The following is a 21,086-nucleotide window of genomic DNA, read 5'->3' on the forward strand; positions in this document are numbered from 1 at the left end:
GGGGTGCCCGGCCGGGGCACCCCGTTTTTTGCTGCGCGGGCACAGGGCGCGTGTCAGGCCTTGCGCAGCAGGGCGAGTGTCGTGGTGGTGTTCTCGCTGACCATGTGGATGAAACGCAGTACCGCGGCGAGTTCCGTGTCGGTGAAGTCGGCGAGGTCGTCACGGGTGCACGCGGCGAGTTCCGTGTAGTAGGCCTGCAGGCGGGTGAGGCCCTCGGCGGTCGGCTCGATCAGCACGCGGCGTCGGTCGTGGGGGTCCTGGACCCGGTTGACGCAGCCCGCGTCGTCCAGCCTGTCGATCATGCGTGACACCGAGCCCGACGTCAGCCCGACGTGTGTGGCCAGGGTGGCCGCGGTGGCCGGTCCGAGCTTGTTGAGCGTGTGCAGGGCGTCCAGGTCGCTGAGGGTGACGCCCATCCGTTTGGCGATCTCGGCGTTGAGCTGGGAGGTGACGTTTCCCCAGTCCGGCAGGGCGGCCAGGACCCGGTTGGCCGCCGTGTCGATGGGGGCCGTGTCGATGGGGGCTGGGTCGCTGTCCATCCGGGGTCCTCTCGTCCTGGCTCTTGTGGTGGGCACGCTAACAGCGGTAATCTGCGCGGCGCAAACACTGTGTCACGCAGATACTTTGTGGCGCAGGAACTTGGTGGAGGGGAGTTCTCATGCGTGTAGTGCTGTCGACTGTCGGGTCACGAGGTGAAGCCCAGCCAGTCGCGGCTCTGGCCTTACGGCTGCAAGCCCGTGGCCACCAGGTGTCCGTGTGCGTCTCGCCTGATTTCCGCGACTGGTTCGCAGGGATGGGTGTCCCGGCGGTGGCTGTCGGCCCGGAGATGCGTCCCTCGGCGTCCAGCGCCAGGTGGGACCTGTCCACACCGGAGGGACGCGTCCGCGCTGCTGAGGATGCGGTGGCCGCACAGTTCGCCACATTGCCTGACGCCACAAGGGAATGCGACATCCTGGTCGGGTGCGGGGCTGTGCAGGTGGCGGCCCGTTCGGTGGCGGAACTGTCCGGAATCACTTATGTCCACGTCGAGTTCTGCCCGGCCGCGTTGCCGTCGGCGCATCACGCGCCAGCTCCATGGCCGGGATGGCCGCAGGACGACAGCGGCAGCAACACCCAACTGTGGGTGGCCGACGCGCAACGGTGGCAGGACGCGTGGGGCCCCGCGCTCAACAAACACCGGGCGGCTGCGGGACTGCCACCTGTCGAGGACGTGCGAGACCACGTTCTCACCCGTCGGCCTTGGCTCGCCGCCGATCCCACGCTCAGTCCGTGGCCAGGTGATGCCGATGTGGTCCAGACGGGAGCGTGGATCATGGCGGACGAACGCCCACTGTCCCGGGAGTTGACGGATTTCCTTGCCGCGGGTGCGCCGCCTGTCTACTTCGGTCTGGGCAGTTACGCCAGTGCCCGTGCCGGCGGAATCGGTCAGGTGATGGTCGACGCGGCCCGCGTGCTCGGGCACAGGGCGATCATTTCGCGTGGCTGGGCGGATCTGTCACTGCCAGACGCGACCGACTGCCTTACGATCGGGGAGTCGAACCACCAGGAACTGTTCGGTCGCGTCGCCGCCGTCGTGCACCACGGCGGTGCGGGCACCACAACCGCCGCCGCGCGAGCCGGTGCCCCTCAGGTCGTGATTCCCCAGCAGTACGACCAGTATTACTGGGCGGCCCGCGTCGACGACCTCGGGATCGGGGTGGCCCACGCTCCCGGTATGCCGACCAGTGAGTCTCTGGCGAACGCGTTGGCCACCGTCCTCCAACCCGAGGTTGCCCGCCGCGCAGGCAGTGTCGCCGCCGCGATGTCGGCGAATGACGGTACGCAGGTCGCCGTGGAACGTTTGCTGGACTTGTGTCCGTGAGGCACTAGGATTTCCGGTGATGTCACTGGATTCGACCTATCGGTCATTGGATGGATTGTCTGTCGGGGACGCCTTGGGCGCCCAGTTCTTCATTGTCGGTCGTTCGCTGCGTGCGTTGATCGCGGGCAATCCGCCCGCAGGTCCGTGGGAGTGGACCGACGACACGGAAATGGCCTGCAACCTCGTCACCGAACTGCGTGATCACGGTTCGGTGGACCAGGATCGGCTCGCGGCGTTGTTCGCCGACCGCTGTGAGCCCTACCGCGGTTACGGTGCGGGTGCGTTCACGATCCTGCACAAGATAAGGAAAGGCGTGCCGTGGCGGGACGCTGCTGGGGCAGCGTTCAATGGCCAAGGCTCGTGCGGCAACGGCGCCGCGATGCGAGTCGCCCCCTTGGGTGTCTTCTTCGCTGACGATCTCGACAAGGTTGTCGAACAGGCGACGGTGTCCGCCGAGGTGACTCACCTGCACCCAGAGGGAGTCACGAGTGCGGTCGCCGTCGCGCGTGCCGCGGCCATCGCCGCCACGTTCCGGCCGCGGCCACGGGACTTCATCGACCAGGTGCTGGACGGTCTGCCGAAGGGGTTCACTCTCCAGGGGATTCGTCGTGCTCGTGCACTGATCGGCAAGTCTGTCGCCGAGGCGGCGTACGAGCTGGGCAACGGTTCCCGCGTCACCGCGCAGGACACGGTTCCGTTCGCCATGTGGGTCGCGGCCACCTACCTGGACGACTACCCGTCGGCGATCGTGAGCTGTGTCGAGGCCGGGGGAGATGTTGACACCACGGCTGCGATCGTCGGCGGCATCGTCGCCGTGCGTGGTGAGGTTCCTGAACGCTGGCTCCGATCCCGCGAGCCGTTGCCCGACTGGGCTGTGGCGGGACAGTAGCCTCGCTCCATGGGAACACTGGCTGGCAAAGCCGTTGTCGTAACTGGCGCGGGGCGAGGGCTTGGTGAAGCGTACGCCGTGCACGCCGCGGCGGCTGGTGCGGCGGTAGTCGTCAACGACGTGTTGGGTGAGCTCGCCGAGGCAGTCGCTGAGCGGATTCGGGCCGCGGGCGGTCGTGCGGTGGCCAACGGCCACAGCGTGGCCGATCCGGTGCGTGCTGCCGAGTTGGTCGAGCAGTGCGTCGACGAGTTCGGCAAGGTCGACGGTTTGGTCAACAACGCGGGCATCCGGCACGACGCGAAGCCGTGGGACGACAGTCCGGAGCGGATTCGGGAGGTCATCGAAGTCAACGTGCTCGGCTCGATGTACTGCGGTACGGCTGCCGCACGGGCGATGCACGGTCAGGGCAGCGGTGCGATCCTCAACATCGCGTCGCTGGCTCTGGTCGGGCAGGGTGGGGCGGCGGCGTACTCCGCGTCCAAGGCGGCGGTCGCTTCCATGACCGTCTCGTGGGCGGTGGACTTCGCCAGGCAGGGAGTTCGGGTGAATGCCTTGTGCCCCTTGGCGTACACGCCGATGGCGGCGGCGGATCCACGTGCCACGACCGGGCCGCGCGACAGTCCGGATCGGATCGCGCCGCTGGTCACGTACCTGCTCAGCGACCGGTCGGCCCACGTCACCGGTCAGGTCATCCGGTTCACCGGCACGCAGTTGCACCTGTACCGGCAGTTCAGCCGGAAACCGCCGACCCCGGAGCGGGAACAGTGGGACGTGGCGGACTTCGCCGCCGCGTTCGACGGCGAGTTCGACATGGAGGAGTTCCCGTCGAAGCGGTTCAGCTGAGGGGGCCCGGGGGAATTGCCCTCCCCCGAGCCCTGAGTCGCCGCCACTTGGCGCCGCCAGCACGTTTAAAGGCACGGATCACGCGTCAACGCCCCGCGTCCTGCGATTGGACCACTGGCCCACGGTGGCGGGCCAGGCTGGAGTTGAACCAGCAACTCGGGTGCACTCGTCCGTACCTGGTCGATCTGGCGATCGACGGCACCATACTGAGGCTTGAGCGAGAGTTTGATTCTCGTGGCGAGCGTCCGGCTGCCTCTCCCCGTTGGGCCACCCGCCCGCGGCTGTGGGCGGGGGAGGATTCGAACCTCCACTGTCACCGGAAACCCTGTCAAACTGACGGTTTCAGTCTCAGCTTGCGCTCAGTGCGCGGCGCTGACTCTAGCGGATCACCGGCCGCTCAGGCGAACAGATAACCGAAGACCTTCGTCCCGACCTTCCGCTGGGTGATCTCGGCGTTGTTGGCTTCCTCGCGGGCGAACTTCACCGCCTGCTGCAGCTTCTCCACGCGCTCGACGAGTTCGTTGATGCGCTTGGCGGGCATGGCACCGGAGAACTTCACAGTCTTCCAGTAGCCGACGGTCACGTCCTCGTAGTACACCTCGACCTGGGCCGGATGCTTCTCTGTCGCCTCCGCTTTGACGTGGTTGCGCGGGATCTTCTTGGTACGCACGGTCTGCACGGGCTCGGTCGCCCAGCAGTCCGCCGACGCGTCGTACTCCCAGGACTCCGCCGCGTCGAGCACCGGGAGCTTGCGGATGAAGGTGAGCATGTCGACCAGTTGCTTCTCCAGGAACAGCAGGTAGCTCACCGGCACCGCTTCCAGCAGCGTCTCGCCGTCCACTTTCACGTCCGCCGTCGCGGTGCAGTTGGCCCAGTCCTTGGTGGCGGTCACGTCGAACAGCCTGGTCAGGATCTCGGCGGTGGCGCGGATGGTCTCCTCCGCCTTGACCTGCACCTTGGTCGACTCCGGCGGCAACTGCTCGCCTTCCTCGTCCTTCGGGCGGTAGGTCCGCGAGATGCCCGAGAGCAGGCTCGACTTCTGCAGCGCGTGGTGCGCGTCGGTCAGTTCCTGGAAGGAACGGGTCTTGATGCCTTTTTCGACCGCGACGATCTGGTTCAGACGTGTCATGGGAAACCTTGTCATACTTGAGAAATTGAAGTTGCGAGAAGGCTAGCAACGCAGGGCAACCAGTTTTGGCCGCGCGGGGTTCTCGTTGTCCACGAACTCAAGTCCCAGTACGAGCGCGGCTGCGGGCGAAGCAGGAACACGCCGTCAACGAGAAGAACGGCGTTCGGCGGGGCCTGCTCGACGGGCGCGATCGCCGCGGTGGATGTCCGGAATTCGTAGGCGCTGCGCCGGTAGCGGCCGTCGCCGCCGGGGCTGAGCGGATCGAGCAGCAGCGCGCGGGCGGCCATGGTCGCCTTACCCGCCGCGTCCGGGCCGTCGACGGCGACCAAGGCGATCCCGTCCGGCCGCAGCCGGGCGATCCGGTGGAGGATCCGATCGAGGACAGGCATCCTGGCCGAAGGTAGACCTTCGACCATGGAGCGCAGATGGGTTTTCCGCCAGCCGGGTACCAGGCCAAGCCGGGCAGTGTCCTCGACGTCGACCGCGCCTTCTACGACCGGGTCGCGGGTGGTGACCGCGAGTTGGTCGACGAGTTCGTGATCCCGATCCGGTCGGGCCGGGCGTGGGAGGTGCCCGCCGGATCGCTGTGCCGGTTGATCACCACTCCCGCCGGGCCGCAGGTCGGCGACCTCAACCTCTGGAACAGGCACAACCCGCGGGAACGGCTGTGGGCCGCCCGGACCCGCCAGTTGCAGAGCGCCCACGTGACCACGTACGACCGGTTGTGGTCGACGTTGCCCTACCTGCGCCCGCTCGTGACGATCACCAAGGACACGCTCGAATCCTATGGCGTGGACGAAGAAGGCGGCCGGGTGCACGACTTGCTCGGCTCACGCTGCGACCCGTACGTCAACCGGATCCTCACCGACGAGGACTTCGACTTCCACTGCCATTCCAACCTCGTCCGCGCCGTCATCCCCTACGGCCTGACCGAGTTCGACGTGCACGACGTGCTGAACGTGTTCCAGTGCACCGGGTTGAACGACGAGGACAAGTACTTCATGAAGGCCTCCCCGGCGAAACCCGGTGACTACTTCGAGTTCTTCGCCGAGCAGGACCTGCTGTGCGCGTTGTCCACGTGCCCGGCCGGTGACCTGTCGATCCCGTTGTGGGGGCCGGACGCGAGGGATCCGCTGGAGGTGTGCCGTCCGCTCGCGGTCGAGGTGTACCGGCCCGATCCCGCGTCGCTCGACGGCTGGCAGCCGCCGACCGGTTCGGGATACCAAGGGCTACACGGGATCCGACTGCCCTAGACCCAGCCGCTGGTCGATCAGCTGCTCGAGGCCGTCGAAGTACCGGCGCAACCCGAATGCGCGGCCGTTGTCCCGCGTCGAGCCGTTGGCCGCAGCGGTCGCTGTGCTCAACGCGGGAAAACGGTCGCCGTAGCGGCGCAGCAGTTCCTGCGTCGTCGGCGTGACCTTCTTGTCCGCGTCCCACGGCTGGGTGCCCGCGGTGGACATCGACTGGGTGTTGCGGACGAGTCCGAAGAGGATGAACACGGCGTCGAGCTGCTCGGTGCCGCTCAGGCCGGTGCCGCCCAACGCGCTGACGGCTGACTCGATCCAGCCGAGCTCACGCGGCCCCATCGGTCGGTCGCCGAGCGTGGCCCACGGCAGCCACGGGTGCTCCTGCCAGACGACCGCGAGCCGCTGGACGAACTCCTCGAGCCGGTCGCGCCACCCGCCGGGCACGTCGCGCAGGTCCGGCGGGTCGCCGACGGCCAGTTCGATCATCACCGCCAGCAGTTCCGACTTGCCGGACACGTAACGGTAGAGCGCCATCTTGGTGAATTCGAGCTCACCGGCCACGCGTTGCATGGAGACGGCTGCGAGCCCGTCGCTGTCCGCGATGCCCATCGCGACCCGCGCTATCCGCTCGACGCTGAGCATCGGCTTGGGGCCGCGGCTCGGCGGTTCCCGCCGGCCCCACAGGACCTCGAGCACGCCCGCCTGATCGCCGAAGACGTCGAAGCCGCTGTCCACGCCACCCGCTTCCGAAAGAGGGCTTGTCGGCCCGCGAAAACTGTGTCTAGCATACACAGCATCCGGCGGAAACAGTTTACGTCCCGGTCAACACTTTACTGGTGGGAGTGCGTTCACATGAAGGTCATGGTCCTGATCAGAGCGACCGAGGACATGGAGAACGGCGTCATGCCGAGTGAGCAGGTCCTCACCGAGATGACCGCCTTCAACGAGAAGCTCGTCAATGCGGGGATCATGATCGGTGGTGAGGGCCTGCACCCGAGCGCCAAGGGCGCGCGGGTGAAGTTCGAGGGCAAGAAGACCACGGTCGTCGACGGTCCGTTCGCCGAGACCAAGGAGCTCATCGCGGGCTACTGGATCTGGCAGGTCGAGTCGATGCAGGAGGCCATCGACTGGGTCAGGCAGGTGCCCAACCCGCACGGCGAGCACAGCGAGATCGAGATCCGGCAGGTCTTCAGCCCGGAGGACTTCGGTGACGAGTTCACCGAGGAGGCGCGAGCCAAGGACGCCGAGCTGCGGGCCCGGACCGAAGGCTGAGACGACTCGGCGCGCATGAGTGGTTACGCCCGGCGTAACCACTCATGAAAAGGTCATTGCAGGTAACCCTCGACCTGCTGCGCGGGACGCGCCTCGGCGCCCTCGGGGTCCGCACCGGCACCCCGCCGGGCCCGGCGCTGCCGCAGCAGGTCCCAGCACTGGTCGAGCGATTCCTCGAGCGATTTCAGTCGCGCGTGTTCCTCGGCCGAATCGATTTCTCCGGCCACGCTGCGGGAGCGCAGCTCGTGCTCCTGATCGACCAGGCCGCGGATCTGGTCGAGGATGTCGCGTTCGTTCACAACCTGAGATTAACCAGGTCACCCGGCTCCCGCTTCTCAGCCGTGTTGTCCTAGCCTCAATGGTGTGGGGAGTATCCGCTCGCGAGTCACGGCCTGGTTCGCACGCATCTACCTGAGCCGTGTCAAGAAAAAGGGGTTCGACCTCGGCAAGATGCCGATCCCCGAACCCGCGTTGATGCCGTTGAAGCGCAACGGCCTCGATCCCGTGCCCGAACTCGGGCAGATGCGCGCCAGTGCGCCGATCAACAAGCTGCCGATGCCGTTCGGCATCAACCTCTGGCTGGTCAGCGGGTATGAAGAAGCCAAGACTGTGCTGAGCAACACAAAGGCGTTCAGCAATGACTTCGCTCACCTGCTCGGCACGGGCGCGACCAACGTCCAGCAGAACCCCGGTGGACTGGGGTTCGCCGACCCGCCCGTGCACACCCGGCTGCGCAAGCTGCTCACGCCGGAGTTCACGATGCGCCGCCTCGCCCGGCTCACCCCGGGGATCAAGGCCATCATCGAGCAGTGCCTCGACTCGATGGACGAGGCCGCCGGACCAGTCGACCTGGTTGCCGAGTTCGCGCTGCCGATCCCGTCGCTGGTGATCTGCGAGCTGCTCGGCGTGCCCTACGACGACCGCGAGGACTTCCAGCGCCTCGCGATGGCCCGGTTCGACCTGTTCAGCGGCGCGGACGCCTCCTTCGGCGCGATCTCAGAGTCGCTGGAGTACCTGCTGGGCGTGGTGCGCAAGCAACGCGAGAACCCCGGTGACGGCCTGCTCGGCATGATCATCAAGGAGCACGGCGACGAAGTCGAGGACATGGAGCTCGCCGGGCTCGCCGACGGTGTGCTCACCGGCGGCTTCGAGACCACGGCGAGCATGCTCGCGCTCGGCGCGCTCGTGCTGCTGCAGGACGAGGACACCTTCAAGCTCGTCCACGACAACGACGACGCGGTGAGCGGATTCGTCGAGGAGATCCTGCGGTACCTGACTGTCGTGCAGGTCGCGTTCCCGCGCTTCGCCCGTGAGGCGATCGAGGTCGCCGGCCACACGATCGGCAAGGGCGATGTCGTGATCGTCTCGCTGAGCGGCGCCAATCGTGACGACGCGCTCGGTGACGACCTGGAAACGGTGAACCCGCACCGCGAGCCGACATCACACCTCGCGTTCGGGTACGGGGTACACCGGTGCATCGGTGCCGAGCTGGCCCGGATGGAACTGCGGGCCGCGTATCCCGCGCTGGTGCGCCGTTTCCCGCAGATGCGGCTGGCCAAGTCCGCTGATGAACTGGAGTTCCGCAAGGTTTCCATCGTCTACGGGGTGGACTCGCTGCCAGTGCTGCTGAAATAGCGCTGGGTAACGTTTTCGACGAAAAGGGTGGGCAGGTCCCCGCACGGACCGATAGGTTTCGGACACCACATTTTCACCCAAGCGTCATGCCTTGGCGTCGTCGCGTTGGCGGCTGGGGAGCGCTCAGCGCCCGGGGATGACCCGAAAACGGGGGTGCCCTTTTGTCCACGCGTCGACTCAGACACGCCGCGTTATCCGCGGCGGTGGCGCTGATCTGCGCGGTCACACCGGCTGCGGCCGATCCCGCAGTCGATCCCGCCGCGCCGAGTTCCGCTGAGTCCCCGGCGTCATCGGCGACGCCGCAGCCACAGCAACAACAGCAGCAACAGCGATCACAGGAGAAGGCGGAAACGCCGAAAGCCGCGGACGCGGCCCCGGATCTCGCGCTGGCTGTGACACCACTGCCGGACAAGGTGTCGGTGGTGGAAGGCCAGCCGTTCACCGTCTCTGTCAAGATCACCAACAAGGGCTCGGCCGAAGCCAAGAAGATCACAGGCTCGGTCAGCTCGGTGTCCGGCGCGACGTTCGCGGCGGTCGCGTGGTCCAGCGGTTTCGACGCGCCGTTGGCGCCGAACGCGGTCCGCGAGCTCGCTCTCACCGCGAAGCTCACCGAGCCGAAGGCCGACAAGGGGGAGATGCGGATCGTCGTCGAAGTCGAAGGCGACGCCACCGCGAACGACAACACGCAGCTGCTGACCGTCCCGATCATCCAGCCCACGACGAAGGGATCCGTCGGCGGGACCGTTTACACGGACAAGGACAACAGCGGCACGGTCCAAGAAGACGAAGGCTTCGCGGGCGTGACAGTGACCGTGACCGGCCCGCATGGGACGGAGCACAAGGCCACGACCGACGCCCACGGCAAGTTCGAGGTCGCCGGGCTGCCCGCCGGGTGGTACGAGGTCAGCACGCCGAAGGAGCTGCAAGGCGGATGGGTGGGCGGCAGGACCGCTGTCGCCGTCGACGGCTCGGACGCAAGCAAGAAGCTGGAACTGCGCGCGACCCGGCCGTTGTCGGACGGGCTGGTGGCGTCGGCGAAGTTCAACGAGGGGCCGTACAAGCCCGGTGACACGGCGAACCTCACGATCTCGTTGACCAACAACGGGCCGAACGAGGTCAAGAACCTCGTCGCGGTCTGCGACACGGAATCCGAGGTCCATCTCGTCGGCACGGAGAAGCCCGCCAACTGGGGCGATCTGGCCACCGGCGGCCCCGGCATGACGCTGAAGGCCGGCGAGTCCAGGACGCTGCCGGTCAAGGGCACCGTGCCGGACGCGTCGCTGGAGCAGGGCGTGGTGTTCGTCTACTGCGAGATCCGCGACCAGAACAGCTCCACCACCGTCGGCAACCCGTGGATCTTCACGCTGGCCAAGGTCCCCGGCAAGAACGGCACAGCCAGCGGCAAGTTCTTCCACGACAAGAGCGAGAACAAGGACGAGCCCGGGGTCGCGTCGTTGCCTGTGAGCCTGTTGGACCCGTTGGACGGCAAGGTGATCGGGTCGACGACGACCAACGCGGACGGCACATTCCGGTTCGCCGACCTCCCGGCGGGCTGGTACATCCCGGTCGTCAAGGGGCCGTGGAAGCTCAAGGAGAACAAGTGGCTCGTGGTCGCCACCGGCACGTTCGGGGACAATCAGACGTTCCCGTTGCTGCGCGGTCCGCTGCGGGTGGATCTGAACTCCAAGGTCCCGCCGGACTCGCCGCCTGCCACGAGCGACACGACCCAGAACCAGACCCAGAACCAGAACCGGACGCTGGCCAACACCGGCGCCAACGTGATCGGCCTGACCATCGGCGGAGCCGCCGTGCTGCTGCTCGGTGTCGCCGCCGTGCTGTTCACGCGCAAGCGCCGTCGCGGCTGAGTTCGCCTGCCTGGCAAGGCCTTCCGGCGCTTGCCAGGCAGTTTCTGGTTTCATGGATCTCATGGACAAGCGGCGCTGGGTGCGCTGGACCGTTCGGGGTCTGCTCATCGGCGCCGGGGTGGCCGCGGTCGCGATCGGCGGGAGCCTGATCTGGTCGTACAGCGCGTCCGGCGGGCACCGGTTCGACGTCGCCGACGCACCGGACGCACCGGTCGCGATCGTGTTCGGCGCCAAGCTGCGGGGCGACCGGCCGATGCCGTTCCTGGCCGGTCGGCTGGACGTGACCGTCGAGCTGGTCAAAGCGGGAAAGGTGAAGGCCGTCCTGGTGTCCGGTGACGCGGACGGCACGTCCGGGAACGAGACCAGGGCGATGACCGCGTACCTCGCCGAGCGGGGCGTGGACCCGAAGATGATCGTGGTCGACGCGTTTGGCCTGGACACGTACGACACGTGCGCCCGCGCGGTTCAGGTTTACGGTGTCGATCGCGCACTGCTGGTGACGCAGTCCTATCATCTCCCGCGGGCCGTCTCGCTGTGCCGGAGCCTGGGAATGCAGGCTGACGGCGTCGCCGCGACCTGCGAGTGCACCACCACCAGTCTCGTGCGCAACCGAGTGCGGGAGTGGCTGGCCACAGTCGGCGCTGTTCCGGAGGCGATCTGGAACCGCGACCCGGCCGTGCTGTCCACACCGGACGGGTCGGTGCGTGACCTGATCACCGCGCATCCGCCGGGCTCCCGGTGAAGGGCGTGACAGTGATGGCATGATTGGCCGGCGACCTGAGGGGGAGAAGATGGCCGAGGACACGGACAGCCCGCCGGTCGCGCAACTGCCGGAATCGACGTGGACACCGCCGCCGTCCCCGCCGGAGGTGGCAGCGGACGCCGGTGGACGGCGCGACTCCCCGCTGAGGATCATCGCGGTGCTCGGTGTGATCGTCGCGATCGTCATGGCTGCCGGCGCGCCGGGTCTGGTCACCACCGAGGTCGTGGGGGTCGCCGTGGCCGGGCCCACGGTCGAGGGCAAGCCGAACGCGGCGGCGCCGCAGAGCCCGCCGACCGCGGCTTCGACGAGCACGCCGACCACGCCCAAACGCCCGGCCGGTGACGACCTGACCAGCGCGAACCCCCTGCTCGCGCCGGGGAAGCAGCTGCCGCAGATCACCTGCAGGCTGCCCGCGTTCGGCCGGTCGGCCGACCAGTTGCGCGGCTACTACCAGGCCATGATCGGATGCCTCGACGAAGCGTGGCGCCCACTGGTCGAGCAGGCCGAAGGCGATTTCGAGACACCGGCCCTGTCGGTCGACGACAACCCGACGAGCACCTGCGGAACCCCGAGCAAGCAGGAGGCCGTCGCCTTCTACTGCCCACGGGACCGGGGCATCTTCATGCCCCGCAACCGGGCCACCGAGTCCATGGGCAACAACCAGGGCGGCCACATCATGGTCCTCGCCCACGAGTACGGCCACCACGTCCAGGCCCTGACCGGGATCAACCGGGGCATGGGCATCAAGATGACCGGCAAGGACGAGAACTCCCCGGAGTACCTCGAACTGACCCGCCGGATGGAGCTGCAGGCCGACTGCTTCTCCGGGATGTTCATCGGCGCGGCGGGCGGCCGCGGGTCGATCACGAAGTCGCTGAGCACCTCCGCGTCGTCGGCCTTCCGCAGCTCGGTCGCGGACAAGACCCACGGCAGCGTCAAACACCAGATCCAGTGGGGCACAGCCGGTGTGAAGAACAACAACACCGCGTCCTGCAACACCTGGCTGGCCCCGGCATCGGAAGTCAGCTGAGTTTCGTCCAGAGGAACTCGAAGACAAGCGCCCACTTGAACGCAGCCTGCTCGTTGTCGGCGGCCGCGCCGTGCCCGCCTTCGATGTTCTCGTAGTAGCGCACGTCGTGGCCCTGCTCCCGCATCTTCGCCACCATCTTGCGGGCGTGCCCCGGGTGCACCCGGTCGTCCCTTGTGGACGTCGCGAACAGCACGGGCGGGTACTGGGCTGCCTTGTGGACGTTCTGGTACGGCGAGAACGGTTCGATGAAGGCCCATTCCCCGGGTTTGCGCGGGTCGCCGTACTCCGCCATCCATGAGGCGCCTGCCAGCAACTCGTGGTACCGCCGCATGTCCAGCAACGGCACCTGGCAGACGATCGCGCCGAACAACTCCGGGTACCTGGTGAGCATCACGCCCATCAGCAGACCGCCGTTGCTGCCGCCCTGGATGCCGAGCCGCTGCGGGGTGGTGATCCCGCGGTCGATCAAGTCCTTGGCCACGGCGGCGAAATCCTCGTACACCAGGTGCCTGTTCGCCTTCACCGCCTGGGAGTGCCAGCCCGGCCCGTACTCGCCGCCGCCACGCAGGTTCGCGACCACGTACGTGCCGCCGCGGGCCAGCCACGCCCGGCCGACGTGCCCGAGGTAGCTCGGCGTCAGCGAGACCTCGAAGCCGCCGTAGCCGGACAGCAGCGTCGGCCTGGTGTGCGGATCCGGTTTGCCGACAACGAAATACGGGATCTTGGTGCCGTCGGCCGACGTCGCGAAGTGCTGGCGCACCTCGATGCCCGCCGCGTCGAAGCGGGCGGGCGCCTGCTTGAGGATCTCCGGCTCGCCGCCGACCACACCGCGCCGCAGCGTCGCGGGCTCGACGTAGCCGCTGGAGTTCATGAAGTACTCGTCGCTGACGTCCGGGTCGGTGTCGGTGATCTCGGAGAGCGCACCCGCGGGCACACCGGCCAGTTCCGTGCGCTGCCAGCCGTCCGGGCCCGGCGTCAGAACCTCGATACGGGTCTGTACGTCGTGCAGCGCGTTGAGGATGACGTGGTTTTTCGTCCAGCTGTGGTAGGACAGCGACGTGTGCTCGTCCGGTTCGAACAGCACCTCCAGATCGCGCGCACCTGCGATGAAGGCGTCGAAGTCGCATGCCAGCAGGCAACCGGCGGGATACGTCGTCTCGCCGACCGTCCACGCCGAACGCAACGTGATCAGCAGCCATTCCCGTTCGACGCTCATCTCGGCGTCGTCCGGCACGTCGATCCGGACCAGGTCACCGGATTCGGTGCGCAGGAACCGTTCCGAACGGTAGAAGTCGATGCTCCTGCCGACGAAGTCGCGCTCGAACCCGGGCGTCGGGTCGTGCGTGGCGTAGACCGAGACGTCCTCGGGCTTGCCCTCGAACACGGTGACCGCTTCGGACAGATCCGTGCCGCGGCGCCATTCCTTGACGATCCTGGGATACCCCGACGACGTCATCGAGCCGGGGCCGAAGTCGGTGCCGACGTAGACCCGGTCGGCGTCGATCCACCGCAGGGAGCTCTTGGCCTCCGGCAGTTCGAACCCGCCTGCCACGAACTCGCGCGTTTCCAGGTCGAACTCACGCACCACGGCGGCGTCCGCGCCGCCGCGTGACAGGTTCACCAACGCCAGACGGTAGTCCGGGCGGAGCACGGCGGCGCCGTCCCACACCCAGTTCTCGCCCTCTTGCTTGCCCAGCTCATCCACGTCCAGCAGCAGTTGCCAGTCCGGCTCGGCGAGGCGGTACTGCTCGAGAGTGGTACGGCGCCACAACCCGCGCGGGTTGGCGGGGGTCTGCCAGAAGTTGTAGAGGTACTCACCGCGGCGGCGGATGTACGGGATCCGGTCGTCCGCGTCGAACACCGCACGGATCTCGTCACGCAGTTCCGCGAAGCGCGTGCTGCCGGTCAGCTCGGCGACCGCCTCCGCGTTGCGCTCACGCACCCACGCCATCGCTTCGTCCGCGGTTACCTCTTCCAACCAGAGGTACGGGTCGTCGTGCTCACTCATGACCCCAGTGTGTCAGCCGTCCCGCCAGGATGCGAGAACCGAATCGATCTTGGACCTGATGGTGGACCGCGCGTCGTCACGGTCCACTCCGGACATCAGCAGCTCGTCGTACTCGGTGTCCTCGTGGCGAATCGACGCGATCACCGCCCGGGTGACGGCTTCCTCGTCCAGCGCGCGCCCTGCCGCCGAACGGCCGACACGCCCGCTGCCCCGCAGGGCGGTGTGCCGGGCGATCGCGTCCGCCCGGCCGGGCGGGCAGTGCGGGAACAGCACGCCGATCAGCTCGGTCATCCGGGCGACCAGTTCGACGTCCTCGTTCGCGCGGCGCTCCCGGTCGCGTTCCCTGCGCCGCAGCCGTACTTCCTCGTCGGCCAGGCAGGACTGTTCGGCCTGCTCCAGTGCGGATTCCTCGATCAGGATGCCTTGGCGTTGGTAACGCTTGCGGCTTTTGTCGAACCGGACGACCACCGCGGACAGGCCGCTTGCCTTCTTCGCGCGTCTGGTCAGCGTGGCGTTGCCCGCGGGCAGGAGGATCAGGTGGTCCATGTCCGCGCAGGTCAGGCAGAGGGACCCGGCATTGTCCATGATCATGTACGGGCCGGTGTCGGCGCAGCCCGCGCACGTCCAGTCGGTCTGCGGGATGATCACGACCAGGTCCGGCGCGGTGTTCTGCTTGCGTGTCAGCGTTTCCCGCCGCCTGTCGGAAAGGTCGGGCGACGTCCAGTGCATTCGGTACGCCCGTTCGGCCGACTCGTCCCGCCCGGCGGTGAACCTGAGCTCCTTGCGGCCGCGATTGGTTGACACGTAAGTGCTTTCGCCGGGCATGAGGCCCTTGCTCTCGGCCCACTGCTGGAGGATCGAGCGGGCGTCCTCGAGTTTGGCCGCGTCGACGGCGGCGATCGACTCGAGCGAGGCGACCTGCTCGCGTTCCCACCGCTCGACCTTGTGCAGCCAGCCCATCCGCCGGAACACCCCGAGCGGGGTGACGATCTTGGCCTCGGCCAGTTCCCGTTCGGCCGCGTCGACCACCCGGCGCGCCAGTTTCCCGGTCGGTTCAAAACCCATCGTCGTGCGGCTCCTCGTGGCGGTAACGTCCGCTTCCATGATTTCAGCCGTCCGGATCGCGCGTGCCGCCGAGTTGCCCGCGCTGGGTGAGATCGAACGCGCCGCGGACGGTGTGTTCGTTGCTGTGGGGATCGTGTTCCCGCCGGGGACGACCGTGGTCGAGACCGTCACCGACCCGGCGGACGTGCTGGTCACCGGCGATCCGCCGGTGGCGTTCGCCTACACCGGCCAACTGGACGCGCACCTGCACCTGCACCAGATCGCCGTGGATCCCGCGCACGCGAGACGGGGGATCGGCACCGAACTGATGCGTGCTGTCCTCACCCGCGCCGGGGACCGTGCGGTCACGTTGACGACGTTCGCCGACGTGCCGTGGAACGGCCCCTGGTATCGCGAGCTCGGGTTCACCGTGTTCGACGAACCCGGCCCTGAACTGGCCGAACTCGTGTCGGAGGAGCGCCGGGCGGGGCTGGATGCGCTGGGCGACCGGCTGGTGATGATCCGGCACGCGCGGATCGGAACATAACGGACACCTTCCGTGATCTGTTGCTGACCAGGCGAGAACGCCTAACCTCCTTGTAAGCAGGGTCACACCGGTGGTTGGGATGGAGGCGCCTGATGCGGATTGCCGACTTGTTGCGCAGCAAAGGGTCTACCGTGGCGACGGCCGAACCGGGAACACCGGTCAGAGAGCTGCTCGCCGCGCTCGCCGAGCACAACATCGGCGCGATGGTCGTCATGGCCGCTGACGACAGCGTGGCCGGGATCGTGTCGGAACGGGACGTCGTGCGTCGCCTGAACGAGATCGGCGCCGGGCTGCTCGACGTGCCGGTCGCCGACATCATGAGCACCGAGGTGTTCACGTGTGGCCCCGACGACTCGGTGGACAGCCTGAGCGTCCTGATGACCGAGCGCCGGATCCGGCACGTGCCGGTGGTCGACGGCGGCGGGCTGGTCGGCATCGTCAGCATCGGTGACGTGGTCAAGAGCCGGATCAGGAAGCTGGAAGAGGACCAGCAGCAGCTCGAGGCGTACATCAAGCAGGGATAGCGGCTTCGACCTGGTCGCGTTCGGCGTCGGTCAGCTCGATGCCGAACGTGCCGGTCAGCACGTCGAGCACCTCGTCGGCGGTGAGGGTGCGCTTCTCGGCCCGTCCGCCGGGCTCGGCCATGGTCAGCTCGTTGCCGACGAGCGTCTGCCGGTGTTCCGGCGTGGTCGTCTGCACGATCAGCCGTTGCGCGAACGGCGAGTCAGGGGAGTTCGCGACGTAGAAGTTGGCTGCCGCGAAGTCGCACGCGTACTGGCGCTCGGTCGTGAACCCGTAGAGGTCGACCCACTCGCCCTCGGTCAGCGACTGCAGGACCCACTGCTCCTCGATCCTGGTCAGCCGGAACGTCCACGCGCCCTGCCGCATCGTGCCTTCCTCGAACGGCATCGGCTCGAGCAGGCAGCCGCCGCCCCAGCCGACATCCGTCAGCCATTCGCGGCCGTCGGCCTCGGCGATCGCCATCATGTGGGTTTTGGGCCTGGCGGGCCCGCCGCCGACCCGGGGCCGGGCGGTGAACCGCTGCACCGGGATGCCCAACCGGTCCAGCGCGGCCGTGTACAGCAGGTTGTGTTCGTAGCAGTAGCCGCCACGGTTACGCGCCACCAGCTTCGCCTGGATGCTCGGCAGGTCGAGGCTGGGCGTGGCGCCGAGCAGGACGTCGACGTTCTCGAAAGGGATCGACCTGACGTGCGCCGCGTGCACCGACCGCAGCGACGGTTCGGTGACACCGATCTTGTGCAGGTACGCCGCGAGGTCGAGCTCGTCGACCGCCCACTCTGACATCGTTCTACTCCCGCCAACCCAGTAGTTCCACGCCGCGCTCCACGTCGACCCGGAAACCGACCCGGATCTCGGCCGTCGAGCCGGGATCCAGCGGCACCTGCCAGGTCAGCTCACCGAGGTCGGTGCGCCGCTGTGGCTCCGGCGTGAAGCTTTCGTCCTTGACCGTGATCCCGCTGTCCCGCGACACCGGAATTTGGTCAAGAACAGTGACTTTCGTCGTTCGCCTACTGTAATTGCCGATCTTGGTCAGGTATTCCGCCTGCCTGCGTTTCGTGCCACCGATCACAGCCTTGCTCGCGGTGCGGCGGACGAGTTCGCGCTCGACGCGGATCGCGTCGTCGACACCCAGGTTGAGCTCGGTCTCCTCGCCGGGTGCCCATGTGTCCAGAGTGGTCGTGCCGACGAACTCGGTGCCGTGGAAGACCGAAGCCCGGCCGGGCCGGAGCGTGTGCTCGGAGGTGTTGACGGCGGTGGCCCGCAGGAACGCCGCCAAATCCTGGACCGGCGCAGTGATGTGGTCGATCGTTGCGGCGAGTTCCAGGACGGCGACAGTCGCGCGGTGGGCCGTGCCGTCCGACGGCACGGCGACCCGCCCACCCGGGTGGTAGGTCGTGGCTGCCTCACCGTGCTCGACCGCCATCACGGCCTGCGGCGCTGCCGCGTCGAGCGCCATGGCGGCCCCGTACACCGCTTGTTCGGCAGCGACCATCGGAACCGGTGGCGGCAACGGACGCTCACGGTCGAGGTACCACGGCTGCAACTCGGGGATCGTCGCGGTGACCGCGGGACGGGCGGTGGACAACGCGAGCTCGCACTCCGGCCAGTCCTCGCCGGTGAACTGGGTGACCGCCGCGTACCAGGTGACTGCGAGGGTTCGGTCGGTGAGCCGGATGTCGTAGCCGGACGTCCACGACGCCTGGTTGACCAGATAGGACAGTTCGAGCTCGCCGGAGCCCTCGACGTCGACCAGCACGGCATGCCGGTCCGGGGAATGGTGGGCGTTGAGGGTGGCCAGTTCGCGGCCGACGGCGTCGAACTCCTCCTGGACACGCAGCCGCCGTTCGGCCAGTTCCCGTTTGCGCTCAAGCACTTGCCCGAGCTGATCGCCGAGCGCACCGGTGAGGTCGGCGACGCGGTCGGGCTGGATCTCGCCCTTGGCCAACGCCTTGGCGAACGAGCCACCAGCCTTGTGCCCGAGCCGGTCCAGCAGACCTGCGCGGCTGTCCTCCACCGCGGCGTGGTCAGCCAGCTCCTGCAAACGCCCGGTGAGATCCCTCGCGGCCTGTTCGAGCTCGGCGACGCGACCGTCCTCCGACCGTGGGTTCTGCTCGATGACGACATCGACGCCCAGCACACTGACCTGGCCGCCGACCCGCACGGAGTCACTGACCAGGTCCAACGGCAACCCGCCGATCCGCAGCCGCCCGCCTGCGTCGACGGAGGCACGGCGCGTCACGCGGGCTTGCCCGGGATAGACGGTAACGGCGACAATCGGCGCTTCCACAGTGCTGGTCACGTCGCGAGGCTACCGCCATACTGTGACAGTCACCCGTTGCCGAACGGCCCCGGCGGGCCACACCGCCGTTATGATCATGACTGATGTCAAGGAGCACGCCCCGAAGCGCGGATGAGCGCCCAGATGTGGGTGCGGACCCCCACCGAGATCCGCCGCCAACGGCGCAGGAAAGCCCACCGCTGCCTCAACCACCTGATCATCGCGCCCCTCTGGCCGATGCACGGCGCGAACCTCGGGACATTGCTACGAACGTGTGACGCGGTCGGCGCGTGCCTGGCCGTTCCCCGCTATCCCTGGATTCCCCAGGCATTGGCGACTGGCAACACCATGCGGCAGCCGTCGTGTGTGCACTGGGCCAACAACCCACTGCAGTGGTTGCGGTCGCAGCGTTCTTCGGGGAGCCAGGTCGTCGGCGTGGAGTTGACCGATGAGTCGATTCGTTTGGCTTCGTTGCCTGTGGCTCGCCGCCGGACGGTGGTGGTTCTCGGGCATGAGCGGGACGGCATACCTGTGGAGGCGACTTCGTTGCTGGACGTGGCGGTGGAGATTCCCATGATGGGTACTGGCATGAGTCTCAACGTTGCCGTGGCGGGTTCGCTGGTCGCCTACAAGCTTGCCGGACTGGTGTAGCCGGTGAGGGCTCGCCAGGCGGATGTGGCGAGGACGAGGGCCCCGGCGTCGCGATTCTTGGTGTCACGAATCGCGACGGCACCGGGGACAAGGGCAACTTCGACGCACGCGGACTCCGACCCGCTGTAGCTGGACTTCCGCCAACGGGCTGTCTCAAGATTCATTCTTGTCTCAGCTTCTGTCGTAGTAGGCGGCCTTGTCGGCCAGGAAGTTCACCGATTCGAGTGGGTCCAATGCTGCTTTCTGCAGGGTACCGGCCGCAGCCTGGAACGAGGCCACGTGCTCCGGCTCATCGATGAATCCTGACGACCGCTTGTGCTCCAGCAGAACAAGGGGGCGATCCTTGCGGAACTCAAGAGTCATGAACGAGCCGTCGAGGCCGGTGTGAGCTCCTTGGGCAAACGGGATCACTCGGACCTCGATGTTGGGGTACATAAGGAGGGAGATGATGTGGCGTAGCTGTGCGGCCATCACGCGCGGCCCACCGACCGGTCGGCTGATTGCAGCTTCATCGATGATGGTCACGTACTTGGGACAGCCAGGTAGGGTGAGGAGTCGTTGGCGGTCCAGGCGCGTGTCAGCCATGGACTTCGCGGTCGCGCCGGAGAACTGGAATCCCGACATGAGCGCGTGGATGTACTCCGGTGTCTGCATCAGGCCGGGTATGCGGAGCATCGCGACGTCGACAATGCGGGTTGCTTCGGCCTCAAAGGCGATCAAGGCGCGTAGGTGCTCGGAGGGCGCATCGCCTGTTGTCTCCCACCAGCCAGGCAGATCTGCTTCGCGTGCCATCGCGAGCAGTCGTTTCCGCTCTGGACCTGTCACCCCGTAGGCGACCAGCAGTGCCGACACGTCCTCCGGATTGGCTGCGCGGTTGCCGAGTTCCATGCGGTTCAGGGTCGCCGGGGACATACCCACGCGTCTCGCCGCTTCCCTGGTGTTCAACCCCGCCGCATGCCGGAATTCCGTCAGTTCGGCCGCAAGTCCTCGGATCCTTGCTGTTCCGCGCTTTCGCTGCATGCGCGCATCACATCGTGTGGATCTTGGTCCGCGCTACTACACGATCGAGTCACTTGTCTCCGGTGGCGAGACATTGAGTACCGCCAGGCCAACCCCTAACCTGACGGCCTCTTCCCGACAGTGTCAGTCGCGGATGGCTGCTACCTGCTCGGCGCTGCGGGCCGTGCACGTGCGGACCCACAGCTCATAGCCGCCCAGTGCCCTGCTGCAGTTCCAGCCGGTCCAGCGGCCCGCCTGGGCACCACTGCCGCCTGCCCAGTCACAGCTCCGCTTGCTGCTGAAGCCTTCCTCCTGCTTCTTGTACGGCGTGCAACCCTGCACACTCACGCCCTCTGCCGCGCATGCCTGCGTTGACGCGATCGCTGGCTGGACCACCGCCAGTGAACCGGCTGTGACCGCCGCCAGGACCGCGCCCCGGACCATCATTCGAATACTCACGCCGTGCAGTCTCGCATGATCTTGTGCTCGCCCGCGTTGCGGGA

General features: G+C 67.4%; 24 protein-coding genes. 12 read left to right on the forward strand and 12 right to left on the reverse strand.

All coding sequences use genetic code 11. The features are described 5' to 3' along the window. Positions 1-53: 53 nt before the first annotated feature. On the reverse strand, positions 54-539 hold the full coding sequence (locus ALI144C_RS26175; protein ID WP_076989813.1) for a MarR family winged helix-turn-helix transcriptional regulator: 486 nt from the start codon (positions 537-539) through the stop codon (positions 54-56). Between the two features lie 119 nt (positions 540-658). Between ALI144C_RS26175 and ALI144C_RS26180 the strand changes: the two genes are divergently transcribed. The 3 genes from ALI144C_RS26180 to ALI144C_RS26190 are packed head-to-tail and all read left to right on the forward strand — an operon-like array spanning position 659 to position 3,593. Next, complete coding sequence (locus ALI144C_RS26180; protein WP_076989814.1) at positions 659-1,861, forward strand: glycosyltransferase; 1,203 nt, start codon at positions 659-661, stop codon at positions 1,859-1,861. Positions 1,862-1,880: 19 nt separating this feature from the next. Next, positions 1,881-2,750 carry an ADP-ribosylglycohydrolase family protein gene (locus ALI144C_RS26185; protein ID WP_076989815.1) on the forward strand — a complete coding sequence of 290 codons (870 nt, stop codon included), beginning with the start codon at positions 1,881-1,883 and terminating at the stop codon, positions 2,748-2,750. A 9-nt stretch (positions 2,751-2,759) separates the two neighbouring features. Beyond that, entirely contained in the window at positions 2,760-3,593 is an 834-nt protein-coding gene (locus ALI144C_RS26190) for an SDR family NAD(P)-dependent oxidoreductase (RefSeq protein ID WP_076989816.1), read from the forward strand. Positions 3,594-3,990: 397 nt separating this feature from the next. On the opposite strand, the gene ALI144C_RS26195 is transcribed toward ALI144C_RS26190, so the two are convergent. Next, positions 3,991-4,722, reverse strand: a complete 732-nt coding sequence (locus ALI144C_RS26195) for a DUF7873 family protein (protein WP_076989817.1) — start codon at positions 4,720-4,722, stop codon at positions 3,991-3,993. Positions 4,723-4,733: 11 nt separating this feature from the next. After that, on the reverse strand, positions 4,734-5,111 hold the full coding sequence (locus tag ALI144C_RS26200; protein WP_076989818.1) for a hypothetical protein: 378 nt from the start codon (positions 5,109-5,111) through the stop codon (positions 4,734-4,736). A gap of 36 nt (positions 5,112-5,147) precedes the next feature. Here ALI144C_RS26200 and ALI144C_RS26205 point away from each other — a divergent pair, with 36 nt between their 5' ends. After that, positions 5,148-5,975, forward strand: coding sequence for an urea carboxylase-associated family protein (locus tag ALI144C_RS26205; protein ID WP_076989819.1), 828 nt, complete (start codon positions 5,148-5,150; stop codon positions 5,973-5,975). Here the strand turns inward: ALI144C_RS26205 and ALI144C_RS26210 are convergent. After that, complete coding sequence (locus ALI144C_RS26210; RefSeq protein WP_076989820.1) at positions 5,952-6,704, reverse strand: TetR/AcrR family transcriptional regulator; 753 nt, start codon at positions 6,702-6,704, stop codon at positions 5,952-5,954. The two genes, ALI144C_RS26205 and ALI144C_RS26210, sit on opposite strands and share 24 nt — an antisense overlap. Positions 6,705-6,821: 117 nt before the next feature. Between ALI144C_RS26210 and ALI144C_RS26215 the strand changes: the two genes are divergently transcribed. Continuing rightward, positions 6,822-7,241 carry a YciI family protein gene (locus tag ALI144C_RS26215; RefSeq protein ID WP_076989821.1) on the forward strand — a complete coding sequence of 140 codons (420 nt, stop codon included), beginning with the start codon at positions 6,822-6,824 and terminating at the stop codon, positions 7,239-7,241. A gap of 53 nt (positions 7,242-7,294) precedes the next feature. Here ALI144C_RS26215 and ALI144C_RS26220 read toward each other — a convergent pair whose 3' ends face one another. Then, the gene (locus tag ALI144C_RS26220; RefSeq protein ID WP_076989822.1) at positions 7,295-7,540 is read right to left on the reverse strand and encodes a DUF2630 family protein; all 246 of its coding nucleotides are present in this window, start codon (positions 7,538-7,540) and stop codon (positions 7,295-7,297) included. A gap of 64 nt (positions 7,541-7,604) precedes the next feature. On the opposite strand from ALI144C_RS26220, the gene ALI144C_RS26225 reads away from it, so the two are divergent. The 4 genes from ALI144C_RS26225 (at position 7,605) to ALI144C_RS26240 (ending at position 12,534) form a co-directional block, all read left to right on the forward strand. Further along, entirely contained in the window at positions 7,605-8,876 is a 1,272-nt protein-coding gene (locus tag ALI144C_RS26225) for a cytochrome P450 (RefSeq protein ID WP_076989823.1), read from the forward strand. A 161-nt stretch (positions 8,877-9,037) separates the two neighbouring features. Continuing rightward, positions 9,038-10,741: an SdrD B-like domain-containing protein gene (locus ALI144C_RS26230; RefSeq protein WP_143230874.1), complete on the forward strand. Its 1,704-nt coding sequence runs from the start codon at positions 9,038-9,040 to the stop codon at positions 10,739-10,741. A 61-nt stretch (positions 10,742-10,802) separates the two neighbouring features. Next, the gene (locus ALI144C_RS26235) at positions 10,803-11,483 is read left to right on the forward strand and encodes a SanA/YdcF family protein (RefSeq protein WP_076989825.1); all 681 of its coding nucleotides are present in this window, start codon (positions 10,803-10,805) and stop codon (positions 11,481-11,483) included. Positions 11,484-11,502: 19 nt separating this feature from the next. Continuing rightward, positions 11,503-12,534, forward strand: a complete 1,032-nt coding sequence (locus tag ALI144C_RS26240; protein WP_083753390.1) for a neutral zinc metallopeptidase — start codon at positions 11,503-11,505, stop codon at positions 12,532-12,534. On the opposite strand, the gene ALI144C_RS26245 is transcribed toward ALI144C_RS26240, so the two are convergent. Together ALI144C_RS26245 and ALI144C_RS26250 are read right to left on the reverse strand one after the other, a co-directional pair. After that, positions 12,527-14,542 carry a prolyl oligopeptidase family serine peptidase gene (locus tag ALI144C_RS26245; RefSeq protein ID WP_076989827.1) on the reverse strand — a complete coding sequence of 672 codons (2,016 nt, stop codon included), beginning with the start codon at positions 14,540-14,542 and terminating at the stop codon, positions 12,527-12,529. The genes ALI144C_RS26240 and ALI144C_RS26245 overlap by 8 nt on opposite strands. A gap of 12 nt (positions 14,543-14,554) precedes the next feature. Beyond that, complete coding sequence (locus ALI144C_RS26250) at positions 14,555-15,607, reverse strand: DUF2293 domain-containing protein (protein WP_076989828.1); 1,053 nt, start codon at positions 15,605-15,607, stop codon at positions 14,555-14,557. Between the two features lie 37 nt (positions 15,608-15,644). On the opposite strand from ALI144C_RS26250, the gene ALI144C_RS26255 reads away from it, so the two are divergent. Beyond that, entirely contained in the window at positions 15,645-16,133 is a 489-nt protein-coding gene (locus ALI144C_RS26255) for a GNAT family N-acetyltransferase (RefSeq protein WP_076989829.1), read from the forward strand. Positions 16,134-16,225: 92 nt separating this feature from the next. Beyond that, the gene (locus tag ALI144C_RS26260; RefSeq protein ID WP_076989830.1) at positions 16,226-16,657 is read left to right on the forward strand and encodes a CBS domain-containing protein; all 432 of its coding nucleotides are present in this window, start codon (positions 16,226-16,228) and stop codon (positions 16,655-16,657) included. Here ALI144C_RS26260 and ALI144C_RS26265 read toward each other — a convergent pair. Both ALI144C_RS26265 and ALI144C_RS26270 read right to left on the reverse strand, forming a co-directional pair. Next, on the reverse strand, positions 16,644-17,438 hold the full coding sequence (locus ALI144C_RS26265; RefSeq protein WP_076989831.1) for an arylamine N-acetyltransferase family protein: 795 nt from the start codon (positions 17,436-17,438) through the stop codon (positions 16,644-16,646). The two genes, ALI144C_RS26260 and ALI144C_RS26265, sit on opposite strands and share 14 nt — an antisense overlap. A 4-nt stretch (positions 17,439-17,442) precedes the next feature. Then, positions 17,443-18,954, reverse strand: a complete 1,512-nt coding sequence (locus ALI144C_RS26270) for a mucoidy inhibitor MuiA family protein (RefSeq protein ID WP_076989832.1) — start codon at positions 18,952-18,954, stop codon at positions 17,443-17,445. A 111-nt stretch (positions 18,955-19,065) separates the two neighbouring features. Here ALI144C_RS26270 and ALI144C_RS26275 point away from each other — a divergent pair, with 111 nt between their 5' ends. Next, on the forward strand, positions 19,066-19,584 hold the full coding sequence (locus ALI144C_RS26275; RefSeq protein ID WP_076989833.1) for a TrmH family RNA methyltransferase: 519 nt from the start codon (positions 19,066-19,068) through the stop codon (positions 19,582-19,584). Here ALI144C_RS26275 and ALI144C_RS26280 read toward each other — a convergent pair. The 3 genes from ALI144C_RS26280 to ALI144C_RS26290 all read right to left on the reverse strand — a co-directional run bounded on the left by ALI144C_RS26280 (position 19,560) and on the right by ALI144C_RS26290 (position 21,042). After that, on the reverse strand, positions 19,560-19,748 hold the full coding sequence (locus tag ALI144C_RS26280; protein WP_076989834.1) for a DUF397 domain-containing protein: 189 nt from the start codon (positions 19,746-19,748) through the stop codon (positions 19,560-19,562). The two genes, ALI144C_RS26275 and ALI144C_RS26280, sit on opposite strands and share 25 nt — an antisense overlap. Before the next feature lie 7 nt (positions 19,749-19,755). Then, positions 19,756-20,604, reverse strand: coding sequence for a helix-turn-helix domain-containing protein (locus tag ALI144C_RS26285; RefSeq protein WP_076989835.1), 849 nt, complete (start codon positions 20,602-20,604; stop codon positions 19,756-19,758). Between the two features lie 123 nt (positions 20,605-20,727). Further along, positions 20,728-21,042 (reverse strand): hypothetical protein, encoded by a 315-nt coding sequence (locus tag ALI144C_RS26290; RefSeq protein WP_076989836.1) that lies wholly within the window; start codon positions 21,040-21,042, stop codon positions 20,728-20,730. Between the last annotated feature and the right edge of the window lie 44 nt (positions 21,043-21,086).

The sequence above is a fragment of the Actinosynnema sp. ALI-1.44 genome (assembly GCF_001984155.1).
Taxonomy (GTDB): Bacteria; Actinomycetota; Actinomycetes; order Mycobacteriales; family Pseudonocardiaceae; genus Kibdelosporangium.